This is a genomic window from Paenibacillus dendritiformis, assembly GCF_021654795.1.
Classification (GTDB): domain Bacteria; phylum Bacillota; class Bacilli; order Paenibacillales; family Paenibacillaceae; genus Paenibacillus_B.
In genome coordinates this window covers 3,122,560-3,148,137 of the sequence record NZ_AP025344.1, presented here as the reverse complement: position 1 = coordinate 3,148,137, position 25,578 = coordinate 3,122,560, and the positions used below count along the sequence as shown (strand labels likewise).

Sequence of the window (25,578 nt, the reverse complement as noted above, 5' to 3'; positions counted from 1 at the left end):
TAGCATATGACACGAAAAAAAGCCGGTTTTTCCTTCCTTAGGGCAGGAAAAACCGGCTTTACTTCTATGGCGAACAAAATATTCCCTTCATCCGCATTTTGGATTCTAATCCGGTTCTTGCCTATAACTAGTGTTATAAAAGTTACGGGATTTTGTAATTTCCCTAGAAATATCAAAATGAGATGCCAAAATACCGATACAGTTTTTACATAAAAGGAGGAGATCTTCATGAGGAAATCAAAACAGAGGCGAACAAGACAGGTGAAGGGAGTAAAAGTGCTCCTAAGTCTACTCATTAGTTTACAAGTGGTGTTCACTTATTCGAGTATTTCCTTTGCTGCAACAAATGAACTTCATGATATTGATGCCGGGATCGCAAGCCTAAATTATGATCGCAATGAAGTTTTGGCCGTAAAAGGCGATCAGATCAGCAGTTTTGTTCCCAAAGAAGGCCTTCATTCCAATGGGAAATTTATCGTGGTTGAACGGGATAAGAAATCACTCACAACCTCGCCCGTAGATATTTCAATTATTGATTCGATCACGAATCGCACGTATCCAGGCGCAATCCAGCTTGCAAATCAGGATTTTGCGGATAATCAGCCTAGTCTGGTCATGGCCGCGAGAAAACCATTAGATATTACGATTGATCTGCCCGGGTTGAAGAGCGAAAATACAATTACCGTTCAAAATCCAACTTACAGCAGTGTTTCTAGCGCCGTTGATCAGCTCGTGTCGACTTGGGGCGAGAAGTATTCCGACACGCATACACTGCCTGCGAGATTACAGTACGCCGAATCCATGGTGTACAGCCAAAATCAAATTGCCAGTGCGCTGAACGTGAACGCTAAAGTGCTGAACGGTACGCTCGGAATCGACTTTAACGCGGTCGCAAGCGGCGAGAAAAAAGTGATGGTTGCCGCTTATAAGCAAATCTTTTATACCGTAAGCGCAGCCCTTCCTAACAATCCATCGGACTTGTTTGATGACAGTGTGACGTTTGCTGAATTAGTGCGTAAGGGGGTAAGTAATGAAGCTCCGCCACTGATGGTATCTAACGTAGCTTATGGAAGAACCATTTACGTGAAGTTGGAGACGACCTCAAAGAGCAGCGATGTACAAACCGCATTTAAACTATTGCTCAATAATCCGAGCATACAAGCTAGCGGACAGTACAAAGATATTTATGAAAACAGTTCGTTTACGGCTGTCGTATTAGGCGGCGATGCCCAGACACATAACCAGGTCGTCACGAAAGACTTCAATGTCATCCAAAATGTAATCAAGGACAATGCACAATTTAGCACCAAGAATCCAGCTTATCCTATTTCATATACCAGTGTCTTCTTGAAAGACAATTCCATAGCTGCGGTTCACAACAATACAGAATATATCGAGACGAAAACGACCGAATATACGAAAGGCAAAATAACGCTTGATCATAGCGGTGCATATGTAGCTCAGTTTGAAGTATCTTGGGACGAGTTTACCTTTGATGAGAATGGACAAGAAGTCATCACTCATAGAACTTGGGAAGGAAATTGGCAAGATAAAACAGCGCATTTCTCGACAGAGATTCCACTTCCGCCTAATGCCAAGAACATCAAAATTTTTGCAAGAGAGTGCACGGGTCTTGCCTGGGAATGGTGGAGAACCATTCTGGATGAACCTAACGTTCCGTTAACCAGCAATATTAAAGTTTCGATTTGGGGAACCACGTTGCATCCGTCAGCATCCATAAGTCATGACTAGTCATTTCAGAGAATCTTCCCATTCATTTGGGGAGATTTTCTTTTTGGCAAGCCCACGCTTACCCTGACCGAACTGTCCTGTCTTCATCGGCCCCGCCCTGCCTAAGAGCAGGGAATGTACGGGGAGCGGCAATGAAGTAAGCCAAGCGTATAGTATCGTGGGCAAAATGGATGATAACGGCAGCAGCTCTCCATTCGTCGCTGTCTAGGAGACGGAAAAAGGGAAGAGATTGCCCTCTAATGAAAAATAGGTTGATCCACGGTCCGTGATCAATATAATCAATGCATCGCTCTGCTCGGACAAGCCTATTGCCGATAATTCTCGAATATCTGCTACTCTATCCCAAAATATTTGATTCGTTACAGGTAAGGTATTAGAGGCGGAAACAATCACATCGGATTGAATCAGAACGGCGCCTTCTTGAAGTAAACTGTCGGGATGAAAGATGGACTCCAATAATTGGCTTGTAATAATCGCATTAATCGGTACCCCTCCCTGTATAAGAGGGGCAACCGGGTCGTTCGCCTCGATTACAAAGAGAGCTCCATGACGTTTTAGGCTAAGTCTGTGAATGGCAAGAGACAGTTCATTGCTGCACTTCGTATATTTGGACAAGAGACGATTAAGTAAGTATGTCGATGCCGTTGTTTCCAACTCGAGCAGTTCCCGAGATAATTTTTGCACACTGTCAATGATGCGAATATCGTTTTGACTCAGAGTGGAGATCTTCTGCTCTACCTTTTTCTTCATGTTCCTGAGCTTTTCTGTTATTTCAAGCCGGAGCTGCGAGAAATCATCATTGAAATCATTTTTTTTCATTGCAACATTACTCTCCTAGAGTTATTCATCAGGAATCTCGAATCCGTACAGCGAGCCGTTGAAGGTAAATGATTTCCCCCCTGTCTCCTCGGATACGATGAACGTCAATGCATCTGTTTTCTCCGATAAACCGATAGCTGCACGGTGTCGGGTGCCCAGCTTGTTTTTGTACAGCTTCCGGGTGAGAGGAAGTACATTGGCGGCGGAGACAATCGTGTTATTCCGAATCAGTACCGCACCGTCGTGCAGCGGGCTTCCTACATGAAAAATGGAAACTAACAGCGTACTTGAGATCTTCGCGGACAGGGGCGTGCCCGTCGTGATCCAATCGTTGATTTTATCTTCTCTTTCAATCACGATAAGGGCGCCTTTGCGTTGAGCGCTCAGCAATTTAATGGCATTAAAGATTTCATTGCATTGATTGGTGTAAGGAACCAGAAGCCGGCTCAAGTGATAGGCGGATACCAACTTTCCTGTGTCGGAGCATATTTGAGACAGCAGTCTAAGATTCTTTAAAATATCAATTCCTTCTTGATCCATGGAAGACAACATGTTTTGCATCTGGGTGGACATGTATTGAAATTGTTGATAGACATCTGAATACTCCGGCGATAATTTTTTGCAGTTATTTTCCATGGGCATCCTCCTTTATCAGTAATGTTGTGTCCAGAACCGGAGCCAATTATGTGTATCGAAGATGCTGTGGCTGCATAAAGAAAAAGTCACAGGATATCCTAAGAACAATAATCGTGACATTCTGAAAAAAAGAAGCGGGCCAGCTTTGAAAAAATATCGGAGGCGTCAAGGCTGTTTCCCCTTGCCAAAGTTTTACGATTACCAAGAGATCAACCAGGCTTTCGAAGATTCGAAAACAGGAATCACCATTATACCCGCGCTGAAGCAAAATAATTCGAAGGCCCTCACGTTATGTTGCGGGCACCCGGTTAAGCCGTTTCCATGTTGAGAACCCTGGAAGTGCTTCGTCATGATGAATCTTGGTTTGCTTATCATTCGTTTGGTAATAGGAATCAGCTTTATGGGGCACGGCGCTAAAAAGCTCTTCGGTTGGTTCGGGGGGATGGTCTAAAAGGAACGGGTGGCTGGATGGAGTCCATCGGCATCAAACCGGGTGTCCTGATGGCGGTATTCGCTGGCTAGGTATTTCCTCCATCGCCGCGGTTCATAATAAAGATTGTAGAACCAGGGAATCCGCTGGAGGTGACAAGATGTCCAACGTAAATCTTGCCGTAATTTATTACAGTTCGACAGGCACCAATTATCAACTGGCTCAATGGGCGGCTGATGGAGGGAAAGAAGCAGGAGCCGAGGTAAAAATATGCAAGGTTCCGGAACTGGCTTCCCAGTCGGTCATCAATGGCAACCCCGCTTGGAAAGCCCATGTCGAGGCCACCCAAAACGTTCCTGTCGTCACGCCGGATGATATTTTATGGGCGGATGCGGTGATCTTTAGCACTCCGACCCGCTTCGGAACTATGGCATCGCAAATGAAACAATTTCTGGATACCACCGGCGGTATTTGGTTTCATGGGAAGACCGTGAATAAAGTGGTAAGCGCGATGACATCCGCTCAGAACGCTCATGGAGGACAGGAAGCCACAATTTTGTCTCTATATACCATTATGTATCATTGGGGAGCAATCGTTGCCGCTCCAGGATATACCGATCAATCCATCTTTGCTGGCGGCGGCAATCCATATGGAACGAGCGTGTCGGTAGATCAGAACGGAAAGATGAAAGAAGATGTTCGCGGAGCGGTACTGCATCAAGCAAAGCGTACGGTAACCGTTGCGAAGTGGGTCAAACAAGGTCAACAAGGCTGATCAGGAACCTTGGCATCCCAACTGAAACAATGCGAAGCGTCCGCAGGGGCTTCGCATTTTTTATTCCCATCCAATCGAAGCGGTGAACTGCGCGCAGACAGCGCAAATAAAGATTTTATTCGGGAGCAGCGCATGAAGATTCATTGTTCATGTTTCATTGACTTATTATTTGCAAATTTCCCAGAATAGAAAAGTTGACGAAGTATGAATGTTCGTGTTACTATAATCTCGAATTCAAGATATATGAATTCAAGGTTTTTGACACTTTTGTAAGGTGGGATTCAGAAATGGGTTTCTTAGGTAAGCTCTTTGCTTCAAATAAAAAGGAGGAAAAAGAAATGGCAGAATTAAATATCGGAATCATTATTGGATCTACACGTGAAGGGCGTGTAAGTCCCCAAGTGGCACAATGGGTAAAAGAAATTGCAGATCAACGAGGAGATGCGAATTATACCATTATTGATATTGCAGATTACAAATTGCCTTTACTGGGTGAACCGGGACAAGATGCTTCTGGTGCGCAAGCTTGGTCAAAAATAATTGCGAAGCAAGATGGATTTGTATTCATCGTACAAGAGTATAATCATTCCATTACGGGTGCTCTCAAAAATGCACTTGATTATTTACGTGAAGAATGGAATAACAAAGCCGCGGGTATTGTTTCTTATGGCTCTGTAGGCGGTGCACGGGCAGCTGAACATTTGCGCGGCATTATGGGTGAGCTATTAATTGCAGATGTACGTGTACATCCAGCATTGTCACTGTTCACAGATTTTGAAAATGGTACTGAGTTTAAACCAAAAGCCGTGCAAACCGATTCTGTGAATCAAATGTTAGACCAATTAATTCCTTGGTCCAAGGCTTTATATACCATTCGTTAATCTTGGAGGGATTTAGAATGAAAGCAGCAGTATGGTATGGTCAAAAAGATATTCGAGTCGAAGAAAGAGAATTAAAACCATTAAAAGACAACGAAGTAACCGTTCGTGTAGCATGGGCTGGTATTTGCGGCTCAGATCTGCATGAATATCAAGAAGGACCTGTTTTTGTTCCCGTAGACGCGCCAGATGAATTAACAGGCGAGGTTGCACCGATTACGATGGGGCATGAATTCGCCGGTGTAGTAGAAAAAGTCGGGTCAAAAGTTACAAAATACAAAGCAGGTGATCGAGTAGTTGTAAACCCTACAATTACTCACGGCAACAAACCAGAAGACATTGACAGTTATGATGGCTTTAGTTTTATCGGACTTCATGGCGATGGTGGTTTTGCTAAATATGCAAATGCTCCAGAACATAATATTTACAAATTGCCAGATACACTGACTTTGCAGGATGGTGCACTCGTAGAGCCTACTGCAGTAGCTGTCCAAGCAATAAAAGAAAGTGGCATGCAATTTGGTGACACAGTTGCCATTTTTGGCGCCGGTCCAATCGGATTATTAACAACCATTGCAGCTAAAGCAGCTGGCGCAAGTAAAATCTTTGTATTTGACTTATCTGAGACACGTCTTGAAAAAGCAAAAGATCTTGGCGCAACAGAAGTATTTCATTCTGGAAAAATCAATCCGGTTGAAGCTGTGAAGCAATATGCTCCAAATGGCGTGGATGTCACATTTGAAGTAGCAGGTGTTGCACCAACATTTAGATCATCCATCGATGTGACTCGTGCTCGCGGGACAGTTGTCATCGTCTCCATTTTTGCGCATTCTATTGATTGGAACCCAATGCAATTAACGAACACAGGTGTTAAAGTTACTTCCACAATTGCTTATACACCAACTTCATTCCAGCAAACCGTTGATTTAATGGGTACGGGACAATTAAAACCACAAGGTATCATTACTTCCCAAATTGAGCTGGATGAGATCGTAGAAAAAGGATTTGAAGCATTAACAAATGACAAATCTCAAGCGAAAATTCTAGTTAAATTAAGTGGAGAAATGTAATTAAGCAACATGAAGCATCATTTATTTCGGGGCTATATCCGCTTACTGGAATGTAGATATTTTCTTGCCTTTGTCATTAGCGAATAAAGAGCAACCCTTTCTACAGGGCTGACCCCATCATGTGAGACAAAACCTAAACACCTTCAAGAGAATGTCCTTGTGTCGCAAGATATGAAGACAACCTTGGAGGTGTTTTTGTGTTCCGGGGCTTCAGGAGCAAAGTATTTCGGAGATCGAAAAACGGAACGAGTATGAAACCCTATCTTTGGTTAAAGAACAATGGTAGTGCGCGACGGGAGCAGCAGGATGTCATTGCGTCGTTTTTCCAAAGTATAATACTGTGGGAGTACGAATGCTAAACAGGTATACGGACAATTATAAAGAAGTTCAACTACGGCAATCGCGTATAGCCGTACGAAACTATACTACCCCAAAATTTATTTCATTTTCTTCGGGTTTCCATCGAACCTTTTCGAATGAACGTGGCAATATAGAGTGTAAGCTTACGAAGGAGGGCCCTTTTTTCATGGAAGACATCAATATAGAGCATTGGATTGAACGGATGAAGGAGGGGGATCCATCTGGATTTCAAGTAATTTATGAATGGTCATTCCCTGAAATCTACCGCTCCGTTGTCTTTTTGATGACGGAAAAAAATGAAATCGAAGATGTAATGAACGAAATTTATTTTCAGCTGTGGCGCTCCATCGACAGTTATGATGCAAAACGTCCCTTCCGCTTCTGGATGCATGGCCTTGTGCTGAAGCAAATACAGAAGTGGAGGACCAAAAGCTGGAGGAGGTTCCGAATCTTAGAGAAGAAGCGGCTCTTGGAGGTGGAAGAGCATATTTTCTCGGATCGTCAGGTGCTTGAGGCCGAGACGCATCAGGAGATGCTGACCATCGTTCATCAGTTATCGTACAAACTTCGCACGGTGATTATTTTGCGCTATTATCACGACTATACATTCGATGAAATCGCTGAATTGCTGAACATCCCTGCAGGTACGGTCAAATCGAGACATCACGCAGCACTGGAGAAGCTTCGCAAGCTCAGCCCATATTGTGAAGCAGTAAAGGAGAAAGAACTTTATGTCCATTGAACAACAACTGCGCACGAAGCTGCAGGATTGTGCGGACGCAATGGAACATCCGTCCGAAATGCAGAAGCGCATTCAAGAAGTTGCTTATGAACGTTATCGCTATGAAAAATATAAAGCAAAATCAAAGCTGAAGGTTCGCATGGTCGCATGTATGCTTGCGGCTGTACTCCTCGTGCCGGTTGTCATTTATACCGGGCCTGCCGTAGCGGCGCAGATTCGAGCCCTGCTCAATCTATCCGGGACGGAAGATCTGCGGAGCTTCATCACCAAGGATAAGGATGCGGATTATGTCACCACGAACTTGTATGCGGATGAGATTAGCGGCAATCAGACGGCACAGGAATTGCTGGCGCGCATTTACCGCGGGTTTCCTGAGACGAAGGACTTCAATATCGCGAGCGCGCAAATTACAAAGGGCATCCATGGAGGAAGACAGATTCATCAATTGAATGTCATTCTGATCGAGAATGGAAAGACCTACGAGGAACCGCACAAAGAGGTTGTAGCCAATGTCGATGTGGAGACAGGACAGATTCATTTTGTTCAAACGAGCGGTTTAGAGCCATTTGCTCCCCATGCTTCGCAATTGCAGGATTCGGAAGCGATCGCGATGGCCAATGCATTCTTGAAGCAATTGGATGTGAATATTGATGGATATCAGCCTGAAGTGACAGGAGCCCATGGGGATGAAGCGCAAGGAAACGGTCAAGCCATCGTCATCTACAAGGATGCAGCGGATGGCAAGGAGATGTTCCAGGTGAACCTCCAGGAAGGAAGTACAAGTGTTGCATTCTTCTCTTCGGAGAAGCCGGGAAGCCATGATGCGGAATCGTCTCAGCCGTAGAGAAGGGATGGTGGCCGTAACGTTCTTGTTGCCGAGCGCTATTGGCTTTGCCTTATTCTATCTCATTCCGTTCGGGATGGGGCTTGTCTACTCGGTATTGGACCGGACGGTGGGCGGTTCGTTCGTCGGACTATCGAATTATCAGGAGCTGCTGAGCAGCGATTCCTTCCGCAAAGCCGCCTCGAATACGTTCTGGTTCATGGCGGTGAATGTCCCGCTGATGCTTATGCTGTCACTTGGAATCGCGCTCGTGCTGAACCGGAATCTCTATCTGCGTCAATTTCTCCGGATGGCTTATGTTCTGCCGTTGGTTGTGCCCGTAGCCTCCGTCGTGATGGTGTGGCAAGTGCTATTTGATTGGAACGGATCACTTAACGCCTGGATGCACGCTGCCGGGCTTGAACAGATAGACTGGATGAAATCGGCCTGGGCGCGAGGGGTGATCTCCGTGTTCTACTTATGGAAGCATATCGGCTACAACATTATCTTATTCCTTGCAGGGCTGCAGAGCATCCCCCGAGATTACTATGAGACGGCTGAGTTGGAGGGTGCGGGCAAATGGCGTCAATGTTATGGAATTACCCTTGTCTATCTTACGCCGACGATGGTCTTTGTCATCCTGATGTCGATAATGAATACGTTCAAAATATTTCGTGAAACGTACCTGATCGCAGGAGATTATCCGCATGACAGCATCTATACGCTTCAGCATTATATGAACAATATGTTCCTCGCGATGGATGTACAGAAGCTGTCGGCGGCTGCGACGCTTATGGTGATCGGGATCTTTATCATCGTGGCTATGCTTCTTCGGCTCGAGAAGCGATATACACAATTTATGGAATGATGCGGGAGGAAGAATGAAGAAGAGGGGGTTCATTCGGAACCTGGCGGTCACGCTGGTGATGGCATGTATCGGGCTCATGATGCTTTTCCCTATTGTGATTACATTCACAAACTCGCTCATGACGGAGCATGAAATTCGCGGCAATTACGAGCTGGTAGGTAAAATGCCAGTCGCTGCGCAAGGGGAGCCTCCTGCATTCGTGAATCTGAAGCTTATCCCGGATTGGCTGTCCTTCGAGCAGTACAGGAACATATTGCTGGAGACGCCGACGTATTTGTTCATGTTATGGAATTCCGTCGCGATGGTCGTGGCGATCATTGCGGGACAGACGGTTGTAAGCGCACTGGCAGCGTACGCCTTTGCCAAGCTCCGGTTCAAGGGGAGAGAAGTCTGGTTTCGGGTATACTTGATGACGATGCTCATGCCTTTCCAAGTGACCTTGGTTCCGAATTATATTATTGCTGACAAGCTGGGATTGATGAATACGGCTAGCGCGATTATTTTGCCAGGGATATTCGGGGCCTTCGGTGTGTTCATGCTGAGGCAATTTATGCTGTCGATCCCGTATGCGCTGGTTGAAGCGGCTCAGATGGATGGCGCCGGTCATTACCGTATTTTCTATCAGATTATGCTGCCTTTGATGAAGCCGGGGATTGCGGCGCTGATCGTCTTGCTCTTCGTTGATTATTGGAATATGGTCGAGCAGCCGCTGATTTTTTTGGAGGATGCATTCAAGCAGCCATTATCGCTCTATTTATCCAGAATTCATAAGGAAGCCCAGGGCATCGGCTTTGCCGCATCGCTCATCTATATGACGCCAATGGTTCTCCTGTTCCTGTATGCGGAGTCTTATTTTATCGAAGGGATTCAAATGTCGGGGATTAAAGGGTAGCTCATGAGAGGAGGGATAGGATGGCTACAGGGTTCACCGAAGCGCTGGATGCGAGAAAAAAACGAAACATAGCGTGGCTCTCCGGCCTGTTCTTCAGCTTGCTCCTTTTCCTTACCCTGGCGAGCAATACATTGCTGACGTTACATCTGCCGAAGGTGCGTATCGAACAAGGGAGGGAAGGGGCGTTAGTCACTACGTGGCGCGGGACGGCCCGGCTGATGCCTCGGCAGCATATCGACTTGTCGAACAAGACGGAATGGTTCATTAAGAAGGTTCATGTCAAAGAGGGGGATCGCGTAGCTAAGGGGCAGACGTTAATCACCTATGAGAATCCTGCTGCTGCGCAGGAAATCCTGGATGAACAGGCGGGACTGGCACAACAGCGGCTATCGTTAGTTGACTTGCAGGATGCTTATATTGAAGCCGTACAAAATAACGACGAGATCCAGGCGCGCCGATCGAAGCGGGAATTAAAAAGTGCGCAATTAGCCATTGGTGTCCAGGAGCGAAAATTGAGCACGATGCAGTCGGAGGCGATGGATCGCAGACGCATCGTTGCGCCTTTTGACGGTGTCGTGACACAGGTGCGTGCGACGCCGCAGCTGCCATCAGGGAGCGGCGGGCCGGATATCAGCGTAGCGAGCAGGCAGCAAGGCTATCAATTTGAGATTGTCATCCCGGATGCCATGGCCGTGACATTGCGTACCGGGGAGAAGATGAACGTTCAGATCGAGCACGAGGGGGAAAGTATTCCGGTTGAGGGGATCATTGCTGACATTCGTCCGGCGGCAGGCGTTGATGAAGGGACTTCTCCCCAAGAGGGAGGGGGAGGAAGTGCCTCGCAGGCGACTTCGAGTCAACGTGTCGTTGTGAAGATTCAGCATCCGGATGTTCAAGGGAATGAGCTTGTGAGCGTGGAATTGACACGATCGGCGAAGAGCGGTGAAGGCATGCTCGTACCGAACGAAGCGATTCATCAGGAAGGGAAGGGCAGCTATGTCCTTGTCATCGAGGAACGTTCCGGCCCGCTGGGCAATACCTTTATTGTTCGCAAGGCTCCCGTCCGATTAGGAGGGACGAATGGCCAAGAAACCTTGGTGCTGCAAGGGGCATACATGAACGATCAGATCATTGTCGAGAGCAGTGAACCGTTAACAGAAGGTCAACGAGTAAGGATCTAATGCGCTTGGTCCGCATCGATCGCATGGAGAATGGAGAGGAGAGGGATAGGATGAAAAAAAGTGCTGTGCTTAGTCTGATCATGGCAATCACGATGATATTGGCTGCATGTGCCGGCAAACAGGTTGATGAGGCGAAGCAAGAAGGGCAGCAGGGACAAGACGGGAAGAAAATCGTTGTCTTATCCGTACATCAGGCGGAGCCTGTGTATGCTCAGGCTGAGAAGATGTATGAAGCGAAGCATCCCGATGTAGATATTCAAATCAAGGAATACAGCCAAGGGGAAGGATCGAATCCTGAAGGTGATCTTGAGAAATATGTGAATACCACCAATACCGAGCTATTGTCCGGCAAAGGGGCCGATTTGATTGCCCTGGATGTGAGCGGGCTGCAGGTGGGGAAATACATAGACAAGCAAGCGCTTGTGAACTTGAGCGATTTGATGAAGCAGGACCCTTCCTTTGATTCCGGTTCGTATGAGATGAACATCCTGGAGGGGGCCAAGATGAAAGGGGGGCTCTATTCGCTGCCTCTACGGTTCTTTTTGGACGGTCTTATGGGCGATGCCAAGGCAATTGAGCAATCCGGCGTAACATTCGATGACAGCACCTGGACATGGGGGGAGTTCACCGCGGTAGGCAAACGTTTGGCGGCAGCCGGCGGGCACACGTATTCGCTGGTGAATACCCCGCCCGAGCAGATGTTGAACAATCTGTTCGTCGATAACTATACTCGCGTGGTCAATGAGGAACAGCGCCCGGCCAGCTTCGATGTCAATGCATTCGTTGGACTGATGGAGCAAGTGAAGACGATGTATGCGGATAAGGTGATTACGGATGCGGCGGTGGACGCAGGAGATTCTTTTTTTGCACCTTCTTTGATTCTGAATCCTGAAGATTATTTCGAAGGGCCAGGGCTCTTTTATGAGCAAGGAAGGATCTATCGCAAGCCGCTCTCGGCGGGGCAGCAGGCTGGAGTCACCTTCGTGATTCATAAGGAATTAGGGATAAACCGGAATTCGAAGGTGCAGACGGAGGCGTGGGACTTTATGAAGTTCTTATTGTCGGAGGAAGTACAGACGATGCCTGGACTGCAAGGGTTCTCTGTCAATAAAAAGGTGAACGAGAAAACGTTCCAGGATCTTGCGGACAAAGGAGCTATCGAGTTGCCAACGGGGTCCTCGCTCCCGATTGAGAAGACAGACATCGACATGCTCAAACAGATGCTCACCGATGCGGCCACGCCGCAAAAGCACGAGTCGAAGATTCAAGCGATTATCGAAGAAGAAGCGAAGGCTTATTATAGCGGTCAAAAATCGGCCCAAGCGGTTGCGGAATTGGTCGCAAACCGTGTGACGACCTATTTAAATGAATAGACGCGGTTGGGGGTAGATGCCAATGCGAAGAGAGAGGGATCGAAACAGGTTGAAAAAGTGGATGGTTCTATTGGTGCTTTCGGTAGCAGTCAGCATTTCTGCTTGCAGCTTCTTAGGCAGCGAGGAGAAGAATGCTGGTGAGCCCAAGAGGGTCTCTTTGACTCCGCAGCAGGAGGAGCGGGGACAAGAGCAAGAAGAACAAGAAAATAAGACTACGGAAACTGAGGCTCATGAAGAGGGAAGAATTAACGTGTTCTCGAATATGATGACACTGAAGCTCCCGCAAGGACTAGAGGTGCAAACGAATGAGACAGCGGACTCGAAGCTTGTCTATACGGATAGCCATAAGAAAGTTAGGCTTGAGATACGTCATGATCCAGAGCAGCTCGTGAGCGATGATGAAATCGATAAGGTACGATTAAAGATGAAGGTGATTTTGGAAAATGACAGTGAAGGAGAAAAGCTGGAGTGGTTGAAAAATGAAACGTGGCTCGTGCATGGGAAGCACATTGCAATCAATGAAGTCATCATGCCTTCGCAGGAGGGAGATATTTATCGTCTCGTCGGCTGGGCGGAACTAAATGGAGCACTTCTCGAGATTTATTTTAGCGCTCCAGCCAGTGAGAAGGACGAGTGGCAGACGGCTGTTCAAGAGATGCTTGAGTCGATTCAGATGTAGCCATAATGGACCGTTTAGCAGCGCGGCTAAACGGTTTTTTTCTTCATATTATACAATTTATAAGTTTTCGGGGGTGGAAGCGGGTCTTTCGCCATCTATTGCAGGGAATTGATGCGATTTTACAGGAATTTCGGCTCAATGCGTCCGCCTCCCGAGAAAATGCTGCACAGCTGCATCAATGTAGGCCCTTTTGAGCTCAGTTGAAGGGAAACGGGTGAAATTGCTGCCGTTGTGCAGGATTCCCTTTCTGCTGAAGATGTCCCTATCGAATTGCTGTATTTTAGCAGGATTTTTCTTTCCAAGCAAGCTGCTGAGCAAGCGTACCGAATCGGCGTGTCTGGAACAATCGCGCAGTTATGCGGATTTCGCCTACCGGCTCCAGGGAAATTGTGCAGTTTTCACACAAAAAATTAGGCGGCCGATCACCGGTAGAATACCCGGAATCGATCGCCGTGTAAATTCACTCAATCTCAACTGTCTGCTTGACGGGGATATGACCAGACGGGAGATGCTTTTATCATCAAAGGTATCTTGTTGGCGGGAGTCGGATACTACAGTTTCCTTGCTTTGATTACAAAAGTAACAGGCAGCATCTGTGCTTTTTTTGCAAAATCGCTGTTATCGGATTGCATCATTTCATCATCGGATTGTTCAATCATTTGCTCAATTACAAATCCCGCTTGTGCCAACGCATTTACATAGGTTGATAGCTTACGGTCCGCTAATGTCAGCGTACCTTCATCAAGGGATACCGAATACCAAGATTCATCGAAATAACATTTTTTAAAAGCAAGCATATTATTTTCTGCAACAACACATTTATGGATAGGGTGAGACCAACTAAAAATAAATACGCCATCTTTTTTAAGATAAGAAGCGATACGGCAAAAAGTGCCCTCAAGGTCGGTGGTCCAGCCTATGGCATAAATCGAATACACAAAGTCAAAATAATTCATTGGTATGCCGCATTCTTCTTCCATGGGAGAGCAGATAAATTTTGCTGAAACGCCGCATGCCGTCAAATGTTGCTTTGCCTTTTCGATTTGTTTTTCTGATATATCGACAGCCCATAGTTCAGATGCTTGGCGTTCCCCCAGATATTGCAAGGATTGACCGTTTCCACAGCCTATCTCCAGCATCTTTTTCCCGGAGACATCGCCAAAAAGCTGCAATTTTTCTTCTGAGACAAAGGCTCCATAAAAAGGAAGCACGATTGCTCCCAAGAAGTCATTTCCTTTTGTATCCCAATAGAAGCTGTTTGTTCGATACACCGAATTTTTGTCCATATCGATCGAGATAGCGCTGCCAACCTCGCCAGCGCCTATAATGTTAGTTCGATACACCGAATTCTTGTCCATGCCGACGCCCTCCCCAAATATAAATAATATGAGCCTAAACGTATATCCCGACTTGCGCGTTATCCCAATAACACATATCGAACACGAACACTTTGCGCTATTGAGCCCAAAACAATGTACCATTTTCCTATGAACAAATACAGTTAAAATCATCCATCCAGCGTCTATATGCCATATAGCGAAGAAATGAAGATTAGGACATTTCGTTTTTTATTGTTTCTTAAGATTATATTCATAGAAAGATAAGTTAAATATTGGATATTGCATGTTAGTATGAGAAAAGCATGTTCATACAATGACAAAAAGGAGACAATACAATAATATGAATCTAAAAAAAGCTATTTTAGCGACTATGATCGTATCTAGTATGGTTATGACCTTGGCAGGCCCGATTCCTGCAGGAGCTGAGGCAGCGCAAGAGGTGCAGAAAGAACAGCTATTGGTCAAGAAAATGAAAATCGACAAAACGATGGCTGCCAAGCTGCAAAAAGCAGTAAAAGATTTTGCGGGGAAAGAGGTTAAGCTGAATCTGCAGGATGCTTCCCGACACATAAGCGGTCTGGTGGAGGTTAAGTCGGCAGATGGAAAATACGGCATTGACTATCAACAAAAAACAGGAGAAATCATTACTATTACCGGCAACCAATCCATCGATAAAGTCAGTACGGAGGATCAGAACGAAGTTCTGAACGTGTTAAAAGGGCTGGATGCGAAGAAAAAGTATACATTTGATAAAGAAGTTCATGTCAGTCAGTACAATAATAATAAAGGAAAAAAGACGCCTTTCTACACGTATATGTTAAGAGGGGAAGGATTCACTGCCTATTTATGGAAGAATAATCCGAATCATTCGACAAAGACTCGTGTAGAGGCCCAAATCGAAATGGCCAAGGACGATCTTGATCCAAAGCTTCTGGAAAAGGCAACCAAAGCAGTGGAAACGGCATTAGGCCGTGATTTTGACGTAACGAAAGCGCTACTTAGGGGTGACACCAAAAAAAATCAATGGCAGCTCCGAAGCGACGATGTTATGCTGGCTTTGGATGCAAAGACAGGGAAAACAGAATATGTCTATGATTTGTCGCGAGAACGGGTGATGTCGAACAAAGATATCACGGAAAAAGAAGTGAAAGAAATCGTTGCACCGATTGCGAAACAATTGTTCAATATGGACATCCAGGGACTTGAAGTGAAATGGGACAGCTTCGGAGATTTCTGCTTCAAGCAAAAAGAAGATACGAAAATGACAGTGGCGCTGGATGCCGATAAAAACATAGTATACATGTTTCCCGGAATTAGAATGAGTCTAGCGAATGTGAAGTGATCGCGTTTTATTCGTAAAGTGCTGGACGCAACGCCAAAAAGTCTCAAGAAAGAGTGCGCCGTGCGATCCGAGGCATTTTAGATGCTCCAGACTCACATTGTCAAATACCAAAAAACCTGTACTTTTTTATCCATGAAGATAAGAAAGTACAGGTTTTTGTATCTGATCTAACCTCCGAAGGCTTCTCATTCCAGAGCAAGCAACGACGAGTGCTAACGCATCACCATGTCGGCAATAGGGTAATCCGGCTGCTTGCTTAATACTTGAATATTTCGACGCAGGCGGTTATAGCGCAGCGAGCAGTAATCCAGGTAATCATCCCCCGTATAATGGCGCAGCAGGGCCCATACCGTCCATAACAAATCTTGGGCCATCATATAACATTTGACCTTCATCAGATCATCCTGCGTAAACGTATTGCCGTAATAGGCTTCCAATAGTTGGTCAATCGCCTCTGCTGTCAAACGCGATTCGATGATATACGCCGCAATATCAAAGGCCGGATCGTTCATTCCGGAATATTCCCAATCTATCAAATAGACACTGCCATTCCCATCTACGAGAAAATTCTCGGGAACCGTATCATTATGGCAAGGTACGGAAATGACATTCTTGACATTCACATCCATGAAACGAAGCAATTGCTCTTTTAAGGAGGCGTAGTCAAAAAACAATTCTCCGTTGATTTGCGTGACAATGGCTTCATATTTGGCAAGTTCACCGAGCCAATCAAACTTGTTGGGGAAATGTTTGGGACTGCCGTGAATCTTTTTCAATAAAGAAGACACAGCCTGCAAGCTTGGCAAAGCCAACGGGCCTGCCGCGGCCAGCGTTTTGCTGTCGGGAATATACTTGCTGATCTTAATGCCGCTTTCCTCATCAAAAAATATACATTCCGAATTCACGCCAAACTCCGAAGCGATGCCGTTGTTCACACGTTCTATCCTGCGGTCGATCATTTGATCCGTCAGGTTGCCGGGCTTGCGAATCACATACTCCGTTCCATGGATATTCATAATGTAGTTATAATTGGTCAACCCGCCCGCAAAACGAGATTTGTCAAAAACAATCCGATCATCTTCAAAAAAAAGACGTAGTTTTTGCTGCACCAGGTCTTCCATATTTATTTGTTTGGATAAAAAGTCGTTTAGAGGTTTCATGATGACCTTTTCTCGGCATTCCATATGCATGCGTTAAACATGGCACACATTCGCCGCACAGATTTTGCCACAATTATAGCAAGACAGGCGGAGAAATTCAATGAAACGAACGAGCTTGAGGGCATTCTGGTACTTGTGATGCAAGAAAGACGTTTTTGTACCAGATTGTCGGCAAAAGGGGCATTAGAATCCTAAAATCAGCTACCGAATCCTCCATAATCACGAGGCGAACCTATGTTAACCTGCTAGTAAGAGTTAAATACCTGCTATTACAGCGGATTCACAAATAAAAATGACCCAGGTGAGGTGAGGTTCGAATGGAATACCGGGGAGAGGAAGCTCTCGGGCTTGTGGAAACTTTGGGCATGGTTCCTGCTATCCAAGCGGCGGACGCTATGCTTAAAGCGGCAGATGTTGTTCTGGTATCCTACGAAAATGTTGGTTCCACACTCGTAACGATCATGGTAAAAGGTGATGTCGCGGCGGTTCGTTCGGCAGTAGAGGCTGGCGCTGAAGCGGCAGCGAAGATTGGCAAAGTCACTGCCCATAATGTGATGCCGCGTCCGCTCCGTTCTATTGCAGGAATCGTGAAAGCGCATGCAATTAACGCATAATTGCCGGGAGGGGAGACAGGTTCATGAGCAAGCATGATGCACTGGGGTTCATTGAAACCTTTGGCATTGTATTCGTCATGGAAGCGGCGGATGCCATGTGCAAAGCGGCCGATGTAGATTTGATCGGTTACGAAAACGTGGCGTCCGGTTATATATCTGTCCTTGTTCGTGGAGATGTAGGAGCTGTAAGGGCTGCCGTAGATGCTGGTGTCGCCGCTGTACAGGCGATGGGGACTGAGGTGTACTCTTCAAACGTGATTCCCAACCCGCATCCGGACATCGAAAAGATCATTGCCCGCTATGCCCTTCCATCTTAGGGGCAGGTTATCTGCAGAAATTCAAGGGAGGTGCCCGTGATAAACGACATCTTTGTTATGAAATCGAAGGTCTTTTCAGGCGAACAGTCACTGAAAAAACTAGCGGAAATACAAGGCACGAAAGCCTGCATCGTATCCGATCTGATGATGGAGAAGCTGGGATATCTGGGTCAGGTGGTTGATCTGCTGCAAAGCGGTGGAATCTCCACTGCAGTGTTTACGGGTGTTAAGCCTGATCCGAGCGTGAGCATTGTGGCTGAAGCGCTTCAAGTGTATTGGGAAAGCGGCGCTGATGTGTTGCTCGCGCTGGGCGGCGGCTCTGTCATTGATACAGCGAAAGGTGTCCTGTACTTCGCCCGGCAATATGCGCAGGAGAAAGACGAGCCTTTTGTCAAACCATCGTTTGTCGCCATTCCATCCACCAGCGGCACCGGATCGGAAGTGACCGACTTTTCGGTGATTACGGTGGATGGAGACAAAATTGTTATCGTGGACGATTTTATCGCACCGGACATCGCGATTCTCGATTCCGCCCTTACCAAGCAATTGCCAAACAAAATCGTGGTGGACACCGGAATGGACGTTCTTACCCATGCGCTGGAGGCTTATGTCTCTACCCAAGCGACCGACTTTACCGATGCGTTGGCTGAAAAAGCCGCCCAATTGGTATTTGCTCATCTGGAAACGCTTTACCATGATCCGGCAGATGCCGAGGCGCGGGATCGGGTGCAGAATGCGTCCTGTATGGCGGGAATGGCATTTACTAACGCTGGTCTTGGGATCATTCACAGTATGTCCCACGCCTTTGGCGGAACGTTTCACATTGCTCACGGACGGGTGAATTCGCTGCTTCTAGAGGCAGTAATGGAGTATAACGCCAACCTGGGCGGAAAAGCCATAGACAGGGTTTGTGAACGTTATGCTAGACTCGCTTCGCTGCTGCGCTTGCCGGCACGGACTGCCCGTGAAGGAACCGTAAGTCTGATTCAGGCGATTGGCAAGCTGAAACGATCTATCGGGATCGAAAATGGAATCCGTGAGCTCGGCGTTGACCAGGATGCTTTTGACGAGGCGTTGTCCCGCATGGCGCAGACCGCGATGGCTGACCGCTGTACGCCAACGAATCCTCGTCAGCCAACAGCGGAAGAGTTGGTGCACATTTATCGTAAAAGCTTTTAAATGCTACCTCTATATATGAAATCCTACTAGATTGCGAGGGAATAATATTGGATATTCATGAGTTTTCAAGCAAATTTGCCAAAGCAACGAGTGCCATGGCTCCCCAAGAACGAGAAGCCATCATGAAGCTGTTCCAGGGAATTTCAAAACAGCTTGCGGATAAGGGAGCTCAGCCGCTGACAGCAGACGGATCGAGCCAGCTTCGCAAGGAAGAATGCGCATACCCGGAAGGAATGACCGAGCGTTTGCGGGCTTTGAAAGAACATTATTTGACCGCTACGCCAAGCATTACAACCTATCGTGCCAGAGCCTTTACTCAGGTGTACAAGGAAAATCCGGGTCTGCCGGCGATTATGCTGCGTGCGAAGGCTTTCCGCAAAGCGTGTGAAGAGGCTCCGCTGCTCATTCAGGACAACGAATTGATCGTTGGTCATCCTTGCGGCGCGCCGCGCGCGGGCGCTTTCTCGCCTGACATAGCGTGGCGCTGGACCCGGGATGAGCTCGATACCATTCACAACCGTCCTCAGGACCCGTTCTACATCTCCGAGGAAGACAAGCGGATTATGCGCGAGGAGCTGTTCCCGTTCTGGGAAGGCAGATCGGTGGATGAAATATGTGAACAGCAATACCGGGATGCTGGTCTTTGGGAGTTTTCCGGCGAAGCATTCGTCAGCGATCTTTCCTATCATCAGATTAATGGCGGCGGAGACTCCAACCCAGGCTACGATGTCATTTTAATGAAGAAAGGGATGCTGGATATCCAGCGGGAAGCCAAGGAGCATCTTGCGAAGCTGTCCATGCAAAACCCGGAAGACATCGACAAAATTTATTACTATAAATCCGTGCTGGATACGACGGAAGGCGTGATGGCGTATGCCAAACGGTTGTCTGAATACGCCTACCAGCTGGCCGCGAAAGAAACCAATCCGAAGCGCAAGGCAGAGCTGCAAAAAATCGGCGAGATCAACGCACGCGTACCGGCTCATGCGCCGACTACCTTCCATGAGGCCATGCAAGCGGTCTGGACCGTAGAATCTTTGCTCGTGGTGGAAGAAAATCAGACAGGCATGTCTGTCGGCCGTGTGGACCAATATATGTATCCTTTCTATGAGGCGGACAGAAAAGCCGGACGTCTGACAGAGTTTGAAGCATTCGAGATTGCAGGCTGTTTCCTAATCAAATGCTCGGAAATGATGTGGGTTTCCAGCGCGGGCGGCTCCAAGTTCTTTGCCGGCTACCAGCCGTTCGTCAATATGTGTGTCGGCGGGCAAAAACGGGAGGGCGGCGACGCCTGCAACGACTTGACTTATCTGCTCATGGATGCAGTGCGTCATGTCGGCGTTTATCAGCCTTCACTCGCTTGCCGTATCCACAATAATTCTCCTCAGAAATACTTGAAAAAGATTGTGGATGTCGTCCGTGCGGGTTTGGGCTTCCCGGCCTGCCATTTCGACGATTCCCACATCAAGATGATGCTGATGAAGGGCTGCAGTATCGAAGATGCCCGCGATTACTGTCTGATGGGCTGCGTGGAGCCGCAAAAATCCGGACGCTTGTATCAGTGGACCTCCACTGGATACACCCAGTGGCCGATTGCCATTGAGTTCGTCCTGAACCGCGGCAAAATGCTCTGGCACGGAAGCACGCCGGGATTGGACACGGGCAATTTGAGCAACTTCAGGACCTATGAGGAATTTGAAGCGGCGGTGAAGAAGCAGGTAGAATACATCACCGAGCTTTCCGCAGTAGGTACGGTAATCAGCCAGCGCGTTCACCGCGATTATGCGCCGAAGCCGCTGATGTCGATCATGTATGAAGGCACGATGGAGAGCGGCCGCGACGTGTCCGCCGGCGGCGCCATGTATAACTGGGGACCTGGCTTGATTTGGTCCGGCCTGGCCACTTACGCCGATTCGATGGCTGCCATCAAGAAGCTGGTTTACGATGACAAAAAATATTCGCTCGAGCAAATCCGCGACGCGCTGCTGGCCGATTTCGAAGGTTATGAGCAGATCCACAGGGATTGTCTGGACGCGCCAAAATTCGGCAACGACGACGATTATGCCGATCGCATCGCCGCCGATATCACGGGATGGACGGAGAACTATCACCGCAAATTTAAAACGCTGTACTCTACCTTCAGCCATGGCACGCTTTCGATTTCGAACAACACGCCTTTCGGCGAGATGACCGGTGCTACCGCCAATGGGCGTAAAGCTTGGTTGCCGCTGTCCGACGGCATCAGCCCTACCCAGGGCCATGACAAGAAGGGACCGACGGCTATCATCAAATCGATTAGCAAGATCGATGTCGAGGCCATGAATATTGGCATGGTGCATAACTTCAAGCTATTGCGCGGTTTGCTGGAAACACCGGAAGGAGAGAACGGACTGATTAATCTGCTCCGGACGGCCTCCATTCTCGGCAACGGCCAAATGCAGTTCAGTTATGTGGATAATGAAACGCTGATTAAGGCGCAGCAGAATCCCGATCAATATCGTGATTTGATTATTCGGGTCGCCGGCTATAGCGCATACTTTGTTGAATTGTGTAAAGAAGTGCAGGATGAAATCATCAGCAGAACGATGATTGAGCATTTCTAAAATAACCCTGTGCCTCTTCTCCGGCGCTGCACGCCGGGGAAGAGACATCATGGTATTGAGATATGCGTTAGATATGCGGCAAAGGAAGGAGCCACAGCTATGGAGTCAGGTATGCCGGAAAGGCAGGCACGCATTTTCAATATTCAAAAATATTCCATATACGATGGCCCCGGTATCCGGACGCTTATTTTCTTCAAGGGATGTCCCCTGCGCTGTCAGTGGTGTGCGAACCCGGAGGGTCTGGAAAAGAAATATCAGGTGATGTACCAACGGGATCTGTGCAACGATTGCGGCGCATGTGTTGCGGCGTGTCCTCGGGAAATCCACCGTTTGGACACTTCCGGATCGCAGGAGCCGTCCAAGCCGCAGCATGTGGTTGACCGGAATATCGAGTGCATGGGCTGCCGGAAATGTGAGAAGGTTTGTCCCGCGCGGGCGCTCTCTATTGCCGGGATGAATATGACAGTATCGGAAATTGTGGAAATTGTAGAGCAGGATATGCTGTTCTACACGACATCCGGCGGCGGCGTCACCTTGGGCGGCGGCGAAGTATGCTCGCAATCCGAATTTGCGATCCATTTGCTCAAGGAATGCAAGCGCGCCGGAATTCATACGGCCATTGAAACCTCCGGGCATGCCAAACCGGAAGCGATTTTGGCCATGGCCGAATTCACCGATCTGATATTGTTCGATGTGAAACATATGGATTCGTATCGTCATTATCAACTTACGGGTGTACGCAACGAGCGCATTCTCGACAATTTGCGGGAACTGATTACCCGCAAGCATAACGTGATGGTGCGGATGCCGCTGATGAAGGGGCTCAATGATGATGCGGACACCATCCGCAAAACGGTGGAGTTTCTGCTTCCCTATAAGGAATACCGGAATTTTCAAGGCATCGATTTGCTCCCGTATCACAAGCTGGGCATTAACAAATACAGGCAATTGGATATGGTTTACAGCATTGAACGCGATTTAAGCCTGAATGAAGCTGATCTGGAGCGTATTCAACGTCAAATCAGCCAATACGATCTTCCGGTTCGGGTAGTCAAACATTAAGCGGTTGCTGTCGAAGCCAGTTTTGTTCGGTAAAGCTAGCGCTTTGCAAACTCGCAACACTTGTAGGAGGAGGCGAGGTCGTTGATGCAGCAGCCTGATGGGCCGGATCTCGGGCGGATGATTCAGGAGTCGGTGCCGGGCAAACAAGTGACGCTGGCCCATATGATTGCTTCACCTGTGCCTGACATGTATGCAAGACTGGGCATTGATGAAGCGGGGGCTATTGGCATATTAACACTGTCGCCCGGCGAAACCTCCATTATTGCTGCCGATATCGCTACCAAGGCGGCAGATGTGGAAATCGGCTTTCTGGATCGCTTTACGGGTTCGGTGCTTCTCACGGGAGATATCGCCAGTGTGGAAGCAGCGCTGCGAGCCATCATTGAGACGTTCTGCAATCGTCTGGGTTTTGCGACGGCGGAAATTACACGGACATGAAAAAACGGGATAGGCCGAGCCTTTTTCCGCATTAGTCTTCCCGCGGGAAGGGGAATCGGGGAATGGAAACGTTATTTGTTCGGGTAATAAGAGTGGAGTTGATACCATGAAATTTATTACCGAAATGGAATTGCGCAATGTGTACAGGACAGCGCCTTTTACATCCTACATGGTGGAGCATGGAAGCCGATTGACGCCGGAGGCGCGCCAGTTTTTGACGGATCGCCAGATCGCCGTGTCTTATCGTACGCAAGAGCAAAATCAAGAACAAAAGCAAGAGCTGCTCCCCAATCCGGAGCAACAGGCGGGACAGCGGGATTGGCGGCGCGGGAAGCTGCGCTGTCAGATGCAATCCGTCTCAGCCCTGTTCTTGTTAACCGGGCAGGAGCTGCTGGAGCGGGATGTGCTGCTCGCCCAGAAGGTGCTAGAGCTGTCGAGGCTGTTTTCGGCCCTCCAGAAAGGGGAAGGAGGCGGCGCATCCACTGCCGATTTCTTTTTCCAGGGTTGTACCGGCATTCCTGCCGATGTTCTTGGTGAGGATGCGGGAGATTGCTTTGAGGTAACCGAGTTTCACATTCAGTTGGAAAAGGGAAGAGAAATTGCTTTGCTCCACCGTTTGCGCTGCGCTTTGCGGGACCTTGGGTTTGCGGTGTTGGAGGCCGCAGCAGGCAGTCCCCAAGAAAAGCTGGAGGAATCGATTATTCCTGGAGTCAACTATGTGATTAACGCATTGAGCTCGCTTATTTGCAGAACGACAGGAGGTAGAACATGCCAGAGACAAAACCCTTTGCATACTGCGATCAACTCCTAGAGCAATTTGAAGCCGTCATCCAGACACCGATTCCAGGACGGTCTTCGTTCTATTATACCGGTGTAGATCTGGGAACGGCCTGTGTGGTGCTTACGGTGTTGGATGACACCCGGAAGCCGGTGGCGGGAGCTTACCGCTACGCCGATGTCGTCCGCGACGGAATGGTGGTGGATTACTTGGGAGCGATACAGATCGTAAGGGAGCTTAAAGCACAGTTGGAGCAGCAATTGGGTGCAGAACTTGAATATGCGGCTTCGGCGATTCCTCCGGGAACCGATGTACTGGATGCTGGCGCCATCAAGCATGTGCTCCAGGGTGCGGGTTTTGAAGTTACGGCTATACTGGATGAACCTACGGCGGCTAATGCCGTGCTGCAAATATCCGATGGAGCCATCGTAGACATTGGCGGAGGTACGACGGGCATTTCGATTCTGAAGGATGGCAAGGTGGTCTATGTCGCCGACGAAGCAACGGGCGGCACCCACTTTTCTTTAGTCATTGCCGGGGCATACCAGATGAGTTTTTCAGAAGCAGACTGCTTTAAGCGCGACCCTGCCCGCCACCAAGAATTGCTGCCGCTGCTCCGGCCGGTCATCGATAAGGTTGCCTCCATCGTCAATCGCCATGTTGCGGGTCATGAGGTCAAGGAATTGTACTTGGTAGGGGGCACCTGCTGCCTGTCCGGCATGGAGACGATCATGGAGCAAAAGACCGGCATTGCTACCTATAAGCCTAGCAACCCCCTGTTTGTCACACCGCTGGGCATTGCTCTGAACTGTACACAGGAGGCGATGTGAGTGGAATTTCGGATTATTAAATCTCCCTCCAAGGGGGCGCTGGACATTTTGCTGCGTCGCAGAGGAGCGCCCAGCAGTCGGGAAGTTCCCCCATGCGACGCAGTCGGACTGGTGCAGGGAAGGCTGATTGACATGGTATGGGCTGCTGATGCCGCTGAAAAAGCGGCGGGCGTAACCGTGGAGGATATTCGAGGCAGCTGCCCGCAGAATATGATTCTTCTCGCCATTTTTGGCGACACGGCTTCCGTAGAGGACGCCATCGCCGAAATTAAGCGGAGGAGCGGAAAAGCGGGGAGGAAGGACTGCTGTGATTGCGGCTAAATTGATTCACAATATCTGGTCTACCCGTAAAGCCGATTCCCTGGTGGGAATGAAACTGATGCTGGCTGAGGTGATTGGTGGAAGCGACGACGGGCGCCGCTTGATTGTAGTCGATACGATCGGCGCTGGCATAGGCGATCGAGTGATTGTCTGCACCGGCTCTTCGGCCCGCAAAATGCTCCAAACAGACGATGTTCCTGTGGATGCCGTCGTCGTCGGCATCATTGACGCAGACTGCATGTTCGAATAAATATTCGAACAGAAATCTTATAGAGGTTGTTCAAAAAGTCCCCCTTTGATCACGAAGAAACACTGA

Annotated in this window: 26 protein-coding genes and 1 pseudogene; 23 read left to right on the top strand and 4 right to left on the bottom strand. The window is 48.1% G+C overall.

Annotated elements, in window-relative coordinates; all coding sequences use genetic code 11:
• Positions 1 to 228 precede the first annotated feature (228 nt).
• Positions 229 to 1,752, top strand: coding sequence for a thiol-activated cytolysin family protein (locus tag L6439_RS13760; RefSeq protein ID WP_168182193.1), 1,524 nt, complete (start codon positions 229 to 231; stop codon positions 1,750 to 1,752).
• Positions 1,753 to 1,956: 204 nt separating this feature from the next.
• Here the strand turns inward: L6439_RS13760 and L6439_RS13755 are convergent, their stop codons facing one another.
• Both L6439_RS13755 and L6439_RS13750 read right to left on the bottom strand, forming a co-directional pair.
• Positions 1,957 to 2,571 carry a DNA integrity scanning protein DisA nucleotide-binding domain protein gene (locus L6439_RS13755; protein ID WP_168182191.1) on the bottom strand — a complete coding sequence of 205 codons (615 nt, stop codon included), beginning with the start codon at positions 2,569 to 2,571 and terminating at the stop codon, positions 1,957 to 1,959.
• A 21-nt stretch (positions 2,572 to 2,592) separates the two neighbouring features.
• The gene (locus L6439_RS13750; RefSeq protein WP_168182189.1) at positions 2,593 to 3,207 is read right to left on the bottom strand and encodes a diadenylate cyclase; all 615 of its coding nucleotides are present in this window, start codon (positions 3,205 to 3,207) and stop codon (positions 2,593 to 2,595) included.
• 349 nt (positions 3,208 to 3,556) lie between these two features.
• Between L6439_RS13750 and L6439_RS13745 the strand changes: the two are divergent.
• The 11 genes and pseudogenes from L6439_RS13745 to L6439_RS13695 form a co-directional block, all read left to right on the top strand.
• Positions 3,557 to 3,726, top strand: a pseudogene (locus L6439_RS13745) (DoxX family membrane protein); the annotation flags it as partial.
• Between the two features lie 71 nt (positions 3,727 to 3,797).
• Positions 3,798 to 4,412 carry an NAD(P)H:quinone oxidoreductase gene (gene wrbA / locus L6439_RS13740; RefSeq protein WP_168182187.1) on the top strand — a complete coding sequence of 205 codons (615 nt, stop codon included), beginning with the start codon at positions 3,798 to 3,800 and terminating at the stop codon, positions 4,410 to 4,412.
• A 287-nt stretch (positions 4,413 to 4,699) separates the two neighbouring features.
• Entirely contained in the window at positions 4,700 to 5,293 is a 594-nt protein-coding gene (locus L6439_RS13735) for an NADPH-dependent FMN reductase (protein WP_213469351.1), read from the top strand.
• Positions 5,294 to 5,310: 17 nt separating this feature from the next.
• Complete coding sequence (locus L6439_RS13730; RefSeq protein WP_213469352.1) at positions 5,311 to 6,360, top strand: 2,3-butanediol dehydrogenase; 1,050 nt, start codon at positions 5,311 to 5,313, stop codon at positions 6,358 to 6,360.
• A 526-nt stretch (positions 6,361 to 6,886) separates the two neighbouring features.
• The gene (locus tag L6439_RS13725) at positions 6,887 to 7,462 is read left to right on the top strand and encodes a sigma-70 family RNA polymerase sigma factor (protein ID WP_168182181.1); all 576 of its coding nucleotides are present in this window, start codon (positions 6,887 to 6,889) and stop codon (positions 7,460 to 7,462) included.
• Positions 7,452 to 8,306: a hypothetical protein gene (locus tag L6439_RS13720; protein ID WP_213469353.1), complete on the top strand. Its 855-nt coding sequence runs from the start codon at positions 7,452 to 7,454 to the stop codon at positions 8,304 to 8,306. Before L6439_RS13725 ends, L6439_RS13720 begins: the two co-directional genes overlap by 11 nt.
• The gene (locus L6439_RS13715) at positions 8,281 to 9,153 is read left to right on the top strand and encodes a carbohydrate ABC transporter permease (protein ID WP_237096866.1); all 873 of its coding nucleotides are present in this window, start codon (positions 8,281 to 8,283) and stop codon (positions 9,151 to 9,153) included. Before L6439_RS13720 ends, L6439_RS13715 begins: the two co-directional genes overlap by 26 nt.
• 13 nt (positions 9,154 to 9,166) lie before the next feature.
• Positions 9,167 to 10,045: a carbohydrate ABC transporter permease gene (locus L6439_RS13710; RefSeq protein ID WP_213469354.1), complete on the top strand. Its 879-nt coding sequence runs from the start codon at positions 9,167 to 9,169 to the stop codon at positions 10,043 to 10,045.
• A gap of 20 nt (positions 10,046 to 10,065) precedes the next feature.
• Positions 10,066 to 11,226, top strand: coding sequence for an efflux RND transporter periplasmic adaptor subunit (locus L6439_RS13705; RefSeq protein WP_213469355.1), 1,161 nt, complete (start codon positions 10,066 to 10,068; stop codon positions 11,224 to 11,226).
• Between the two features lie 50 nt (positions 11,227 to 11,276).
• Positions 11,277 to 12,599 carry an ABC transporter substrate-binding protein gene (locus L6439_RS13700; RefSeq protein WP_237096865.1) on the top strand — a complete coding sequence of 441 codons (1,323 nt, stop codon included), beginning with the start codon at positions 11,277 to 11,279 and terminating at the stop codon, positions 12,597 to 12,599.
• A gap of 49 nt (positions 12,600 to 12,648) precedes the next feature.
• Positions 12,649 to 13,278, top strand: coding sequence for a hypothetical protein (locus L6439_RS13695; RefSeq protein WP_237096864.1), 630 nt, complete (start codon positions 12,649 to 12,651; stop codon positions 13,276 to 13,278).
• A gap of 551 nt (positions 13,279 to 13,829) precedes the next feature.
• Here L6439_RS13695 and L6439_RS13690 read toward each other — a convergent pair.
• Positions 13,830 to 14,636, bottom strand: coding sequence for a class I SAM-dependent methyltransferase (locus L6439_RS13690; protein ID WP_168182171.1), 807 nt, complete (start codon positions 14,634 to 14,636; stop codon positions 13,830 to 13,832).
• Positions 14,637 to 14,958: 322 nt separating this feature from the next.
• On the opposite strand from L6439_RS13690, the gene L6439_RS13685 reads away from it, so the two are divergent.
• Positions 14,959 to 15,960, top strand: a complete 1,002-nt coding sequence (locus tag L6439_RS13685) for a hypothetical protein (protein ID WP_168182169.1) — start codon at positions 14,959 to 14,961, stop codon at positions 15,958 to 15,960.
• Positions 15,961 to 16,172: 212 nt separating this feature from the next.
• Here the strand turns inward: L6439_RS13685 and L6439_RS13680 are convergent, their stop codons facing one another.
• A complete protein-coding gene (locus L6439_RS13680) occupies positions 16,173 to 17,120 on the bottom strand; it encodes a choline kinase family protein (RefSeq protein ID WP_213469357.1) in 948 nt (315 codons plus the stop codon).
• Between the two features lie 317 nt (positions 17,121 to 17,437).
• On the opposite strand from L6439_RS13680, the gene L6439_RS13675 reads away from it, so the two are divergent.
• The 10 genes from L6439_RS13675 (at position 17,438) to L6439_RS13630 (ending at position 25,512) form a co-directional block, all read left to right on the top strand.
• A complete protein-coding gene (locus L6439_RS13675; protein WP_006677932.1) occupies positions 17,438 to 17,734 on the top strand; it encodes a BMC domain-containing protein in 297 nt (98 codons plus the stop codon).
• Between the two features lie 23 nt (positions 17,735 to 17,757).
• Positions 17,758 to 18,051: a BMC domain-containing protein gene (locus L6439_RS13670; RefSeq protein ID WP_006677931.1), complete on the top strand. Its 294-nt coding sequence runs from the start codon at positions 17,758 to 17,760 to the stop codon at positions 18,049 to 18,051.
• Positions 18,052 to 18,087: 36 nt separating this feature from the next.
• Positions 18,088 to 19,230, top strand: a complete 1,143-nt coding sequence (locus L6439_RS13665; RefSeq protein WP_213469358.1) for a 1-propanol dehydrogenase PduQ — start codon at positions 18,088 to 18,090, stop codon at positions 19,228 to 19,230.
• Between the two features lie 95 nt (positions 19,231 to 19,325).
• The gene (gene cutC, locus L6439_RS13660; protein ID WP_331253387.1) at positions 19,326 to 21,833 is read left to right on the top strand and encodes a choline trimethylamine-lyase; all 2,508 of its coding nucleotides are present in this window, start codon (positions 19,326 to 19,328) and stop codon (positions 21,831 to 21,833) included.
• Between the two features lie 99 nt (positions 21,834 to 21,932).
• A complete protein-coding gene (cutD, locus tag L6439_RS13655; RefSeq protein WP_213469360.1) occupies positions 21,933 to 22,895 on the top strand; it encodes a choline TMA-lyase-activating enzyme in 963 nt (320 codons plus the stop codon).
• 84 nt (positions 22,896 to 22,979) lie between these two features.
• Positions 22,980 to 23,333, top strand: a complete 354-nt coding sequence (locus L6439_RS13650) for a BMC domain-containing protein (RefSeq protein WP_168182216.1) — start codon at positions 22,980 to 22,982, stop codon at positions 23,331 to 23,333.
• Between the two features lie 106 nt (positions 23,334 to 23,439).
• The gene (locus L6439_RS13645; RefSeq protein ID WP_213469361.1) at positions 23,440 to 24,144 is read left to right on the top strand and encodes a cobalamin adenosyltransferase; all 705 of its coding nucleotides are present in this window, start codon (positions 23,440 to 23,442) and stop codon (positions 24,142 to 24,144) included.
• Positions 24,102 to 24,941, top strand: a complete 840-nt coding sequence (eutJ, locus tag L6439_RS13640) for an ethanolamine utilization protein EutJ (RefSeq protein ID WP_213469362.1) — start codon at positions 24,102 to 24,104, stop codon at positions 24,939 to 24,941. The genes L6439_RS13645 and eutJ overlap by 43 nt, the downstream gene beginning before the upstream one ends.
• Complete coding sequence (locus L6439_RS13635) at positions 24,942 to 25,262, top strand: BMC domain-containing protein (RefSeq protein WP_168182154.1); 321 nt, start codon at positions 24,942 to 24,944, stop codon at positions 25,260 to 25,262.
• Positions 25,249 to 25,512 (top strand): EutN/CcmL family microcompartment protein, encoded by a 264-nt coding sequence (locus L6439_RS13630; protein WP_168182152.1) that lies wholly within the window; start codon positions 25,249 to 25,251, stop codon positions 25,510 to 25,512. Before L6439_RS13635 ends, L6439_RS13630 begins: the two co-directional genes overlap by 14 nt.
• Positions 25,513 to 25,578 lie beyond the last annotated feature (66 nt).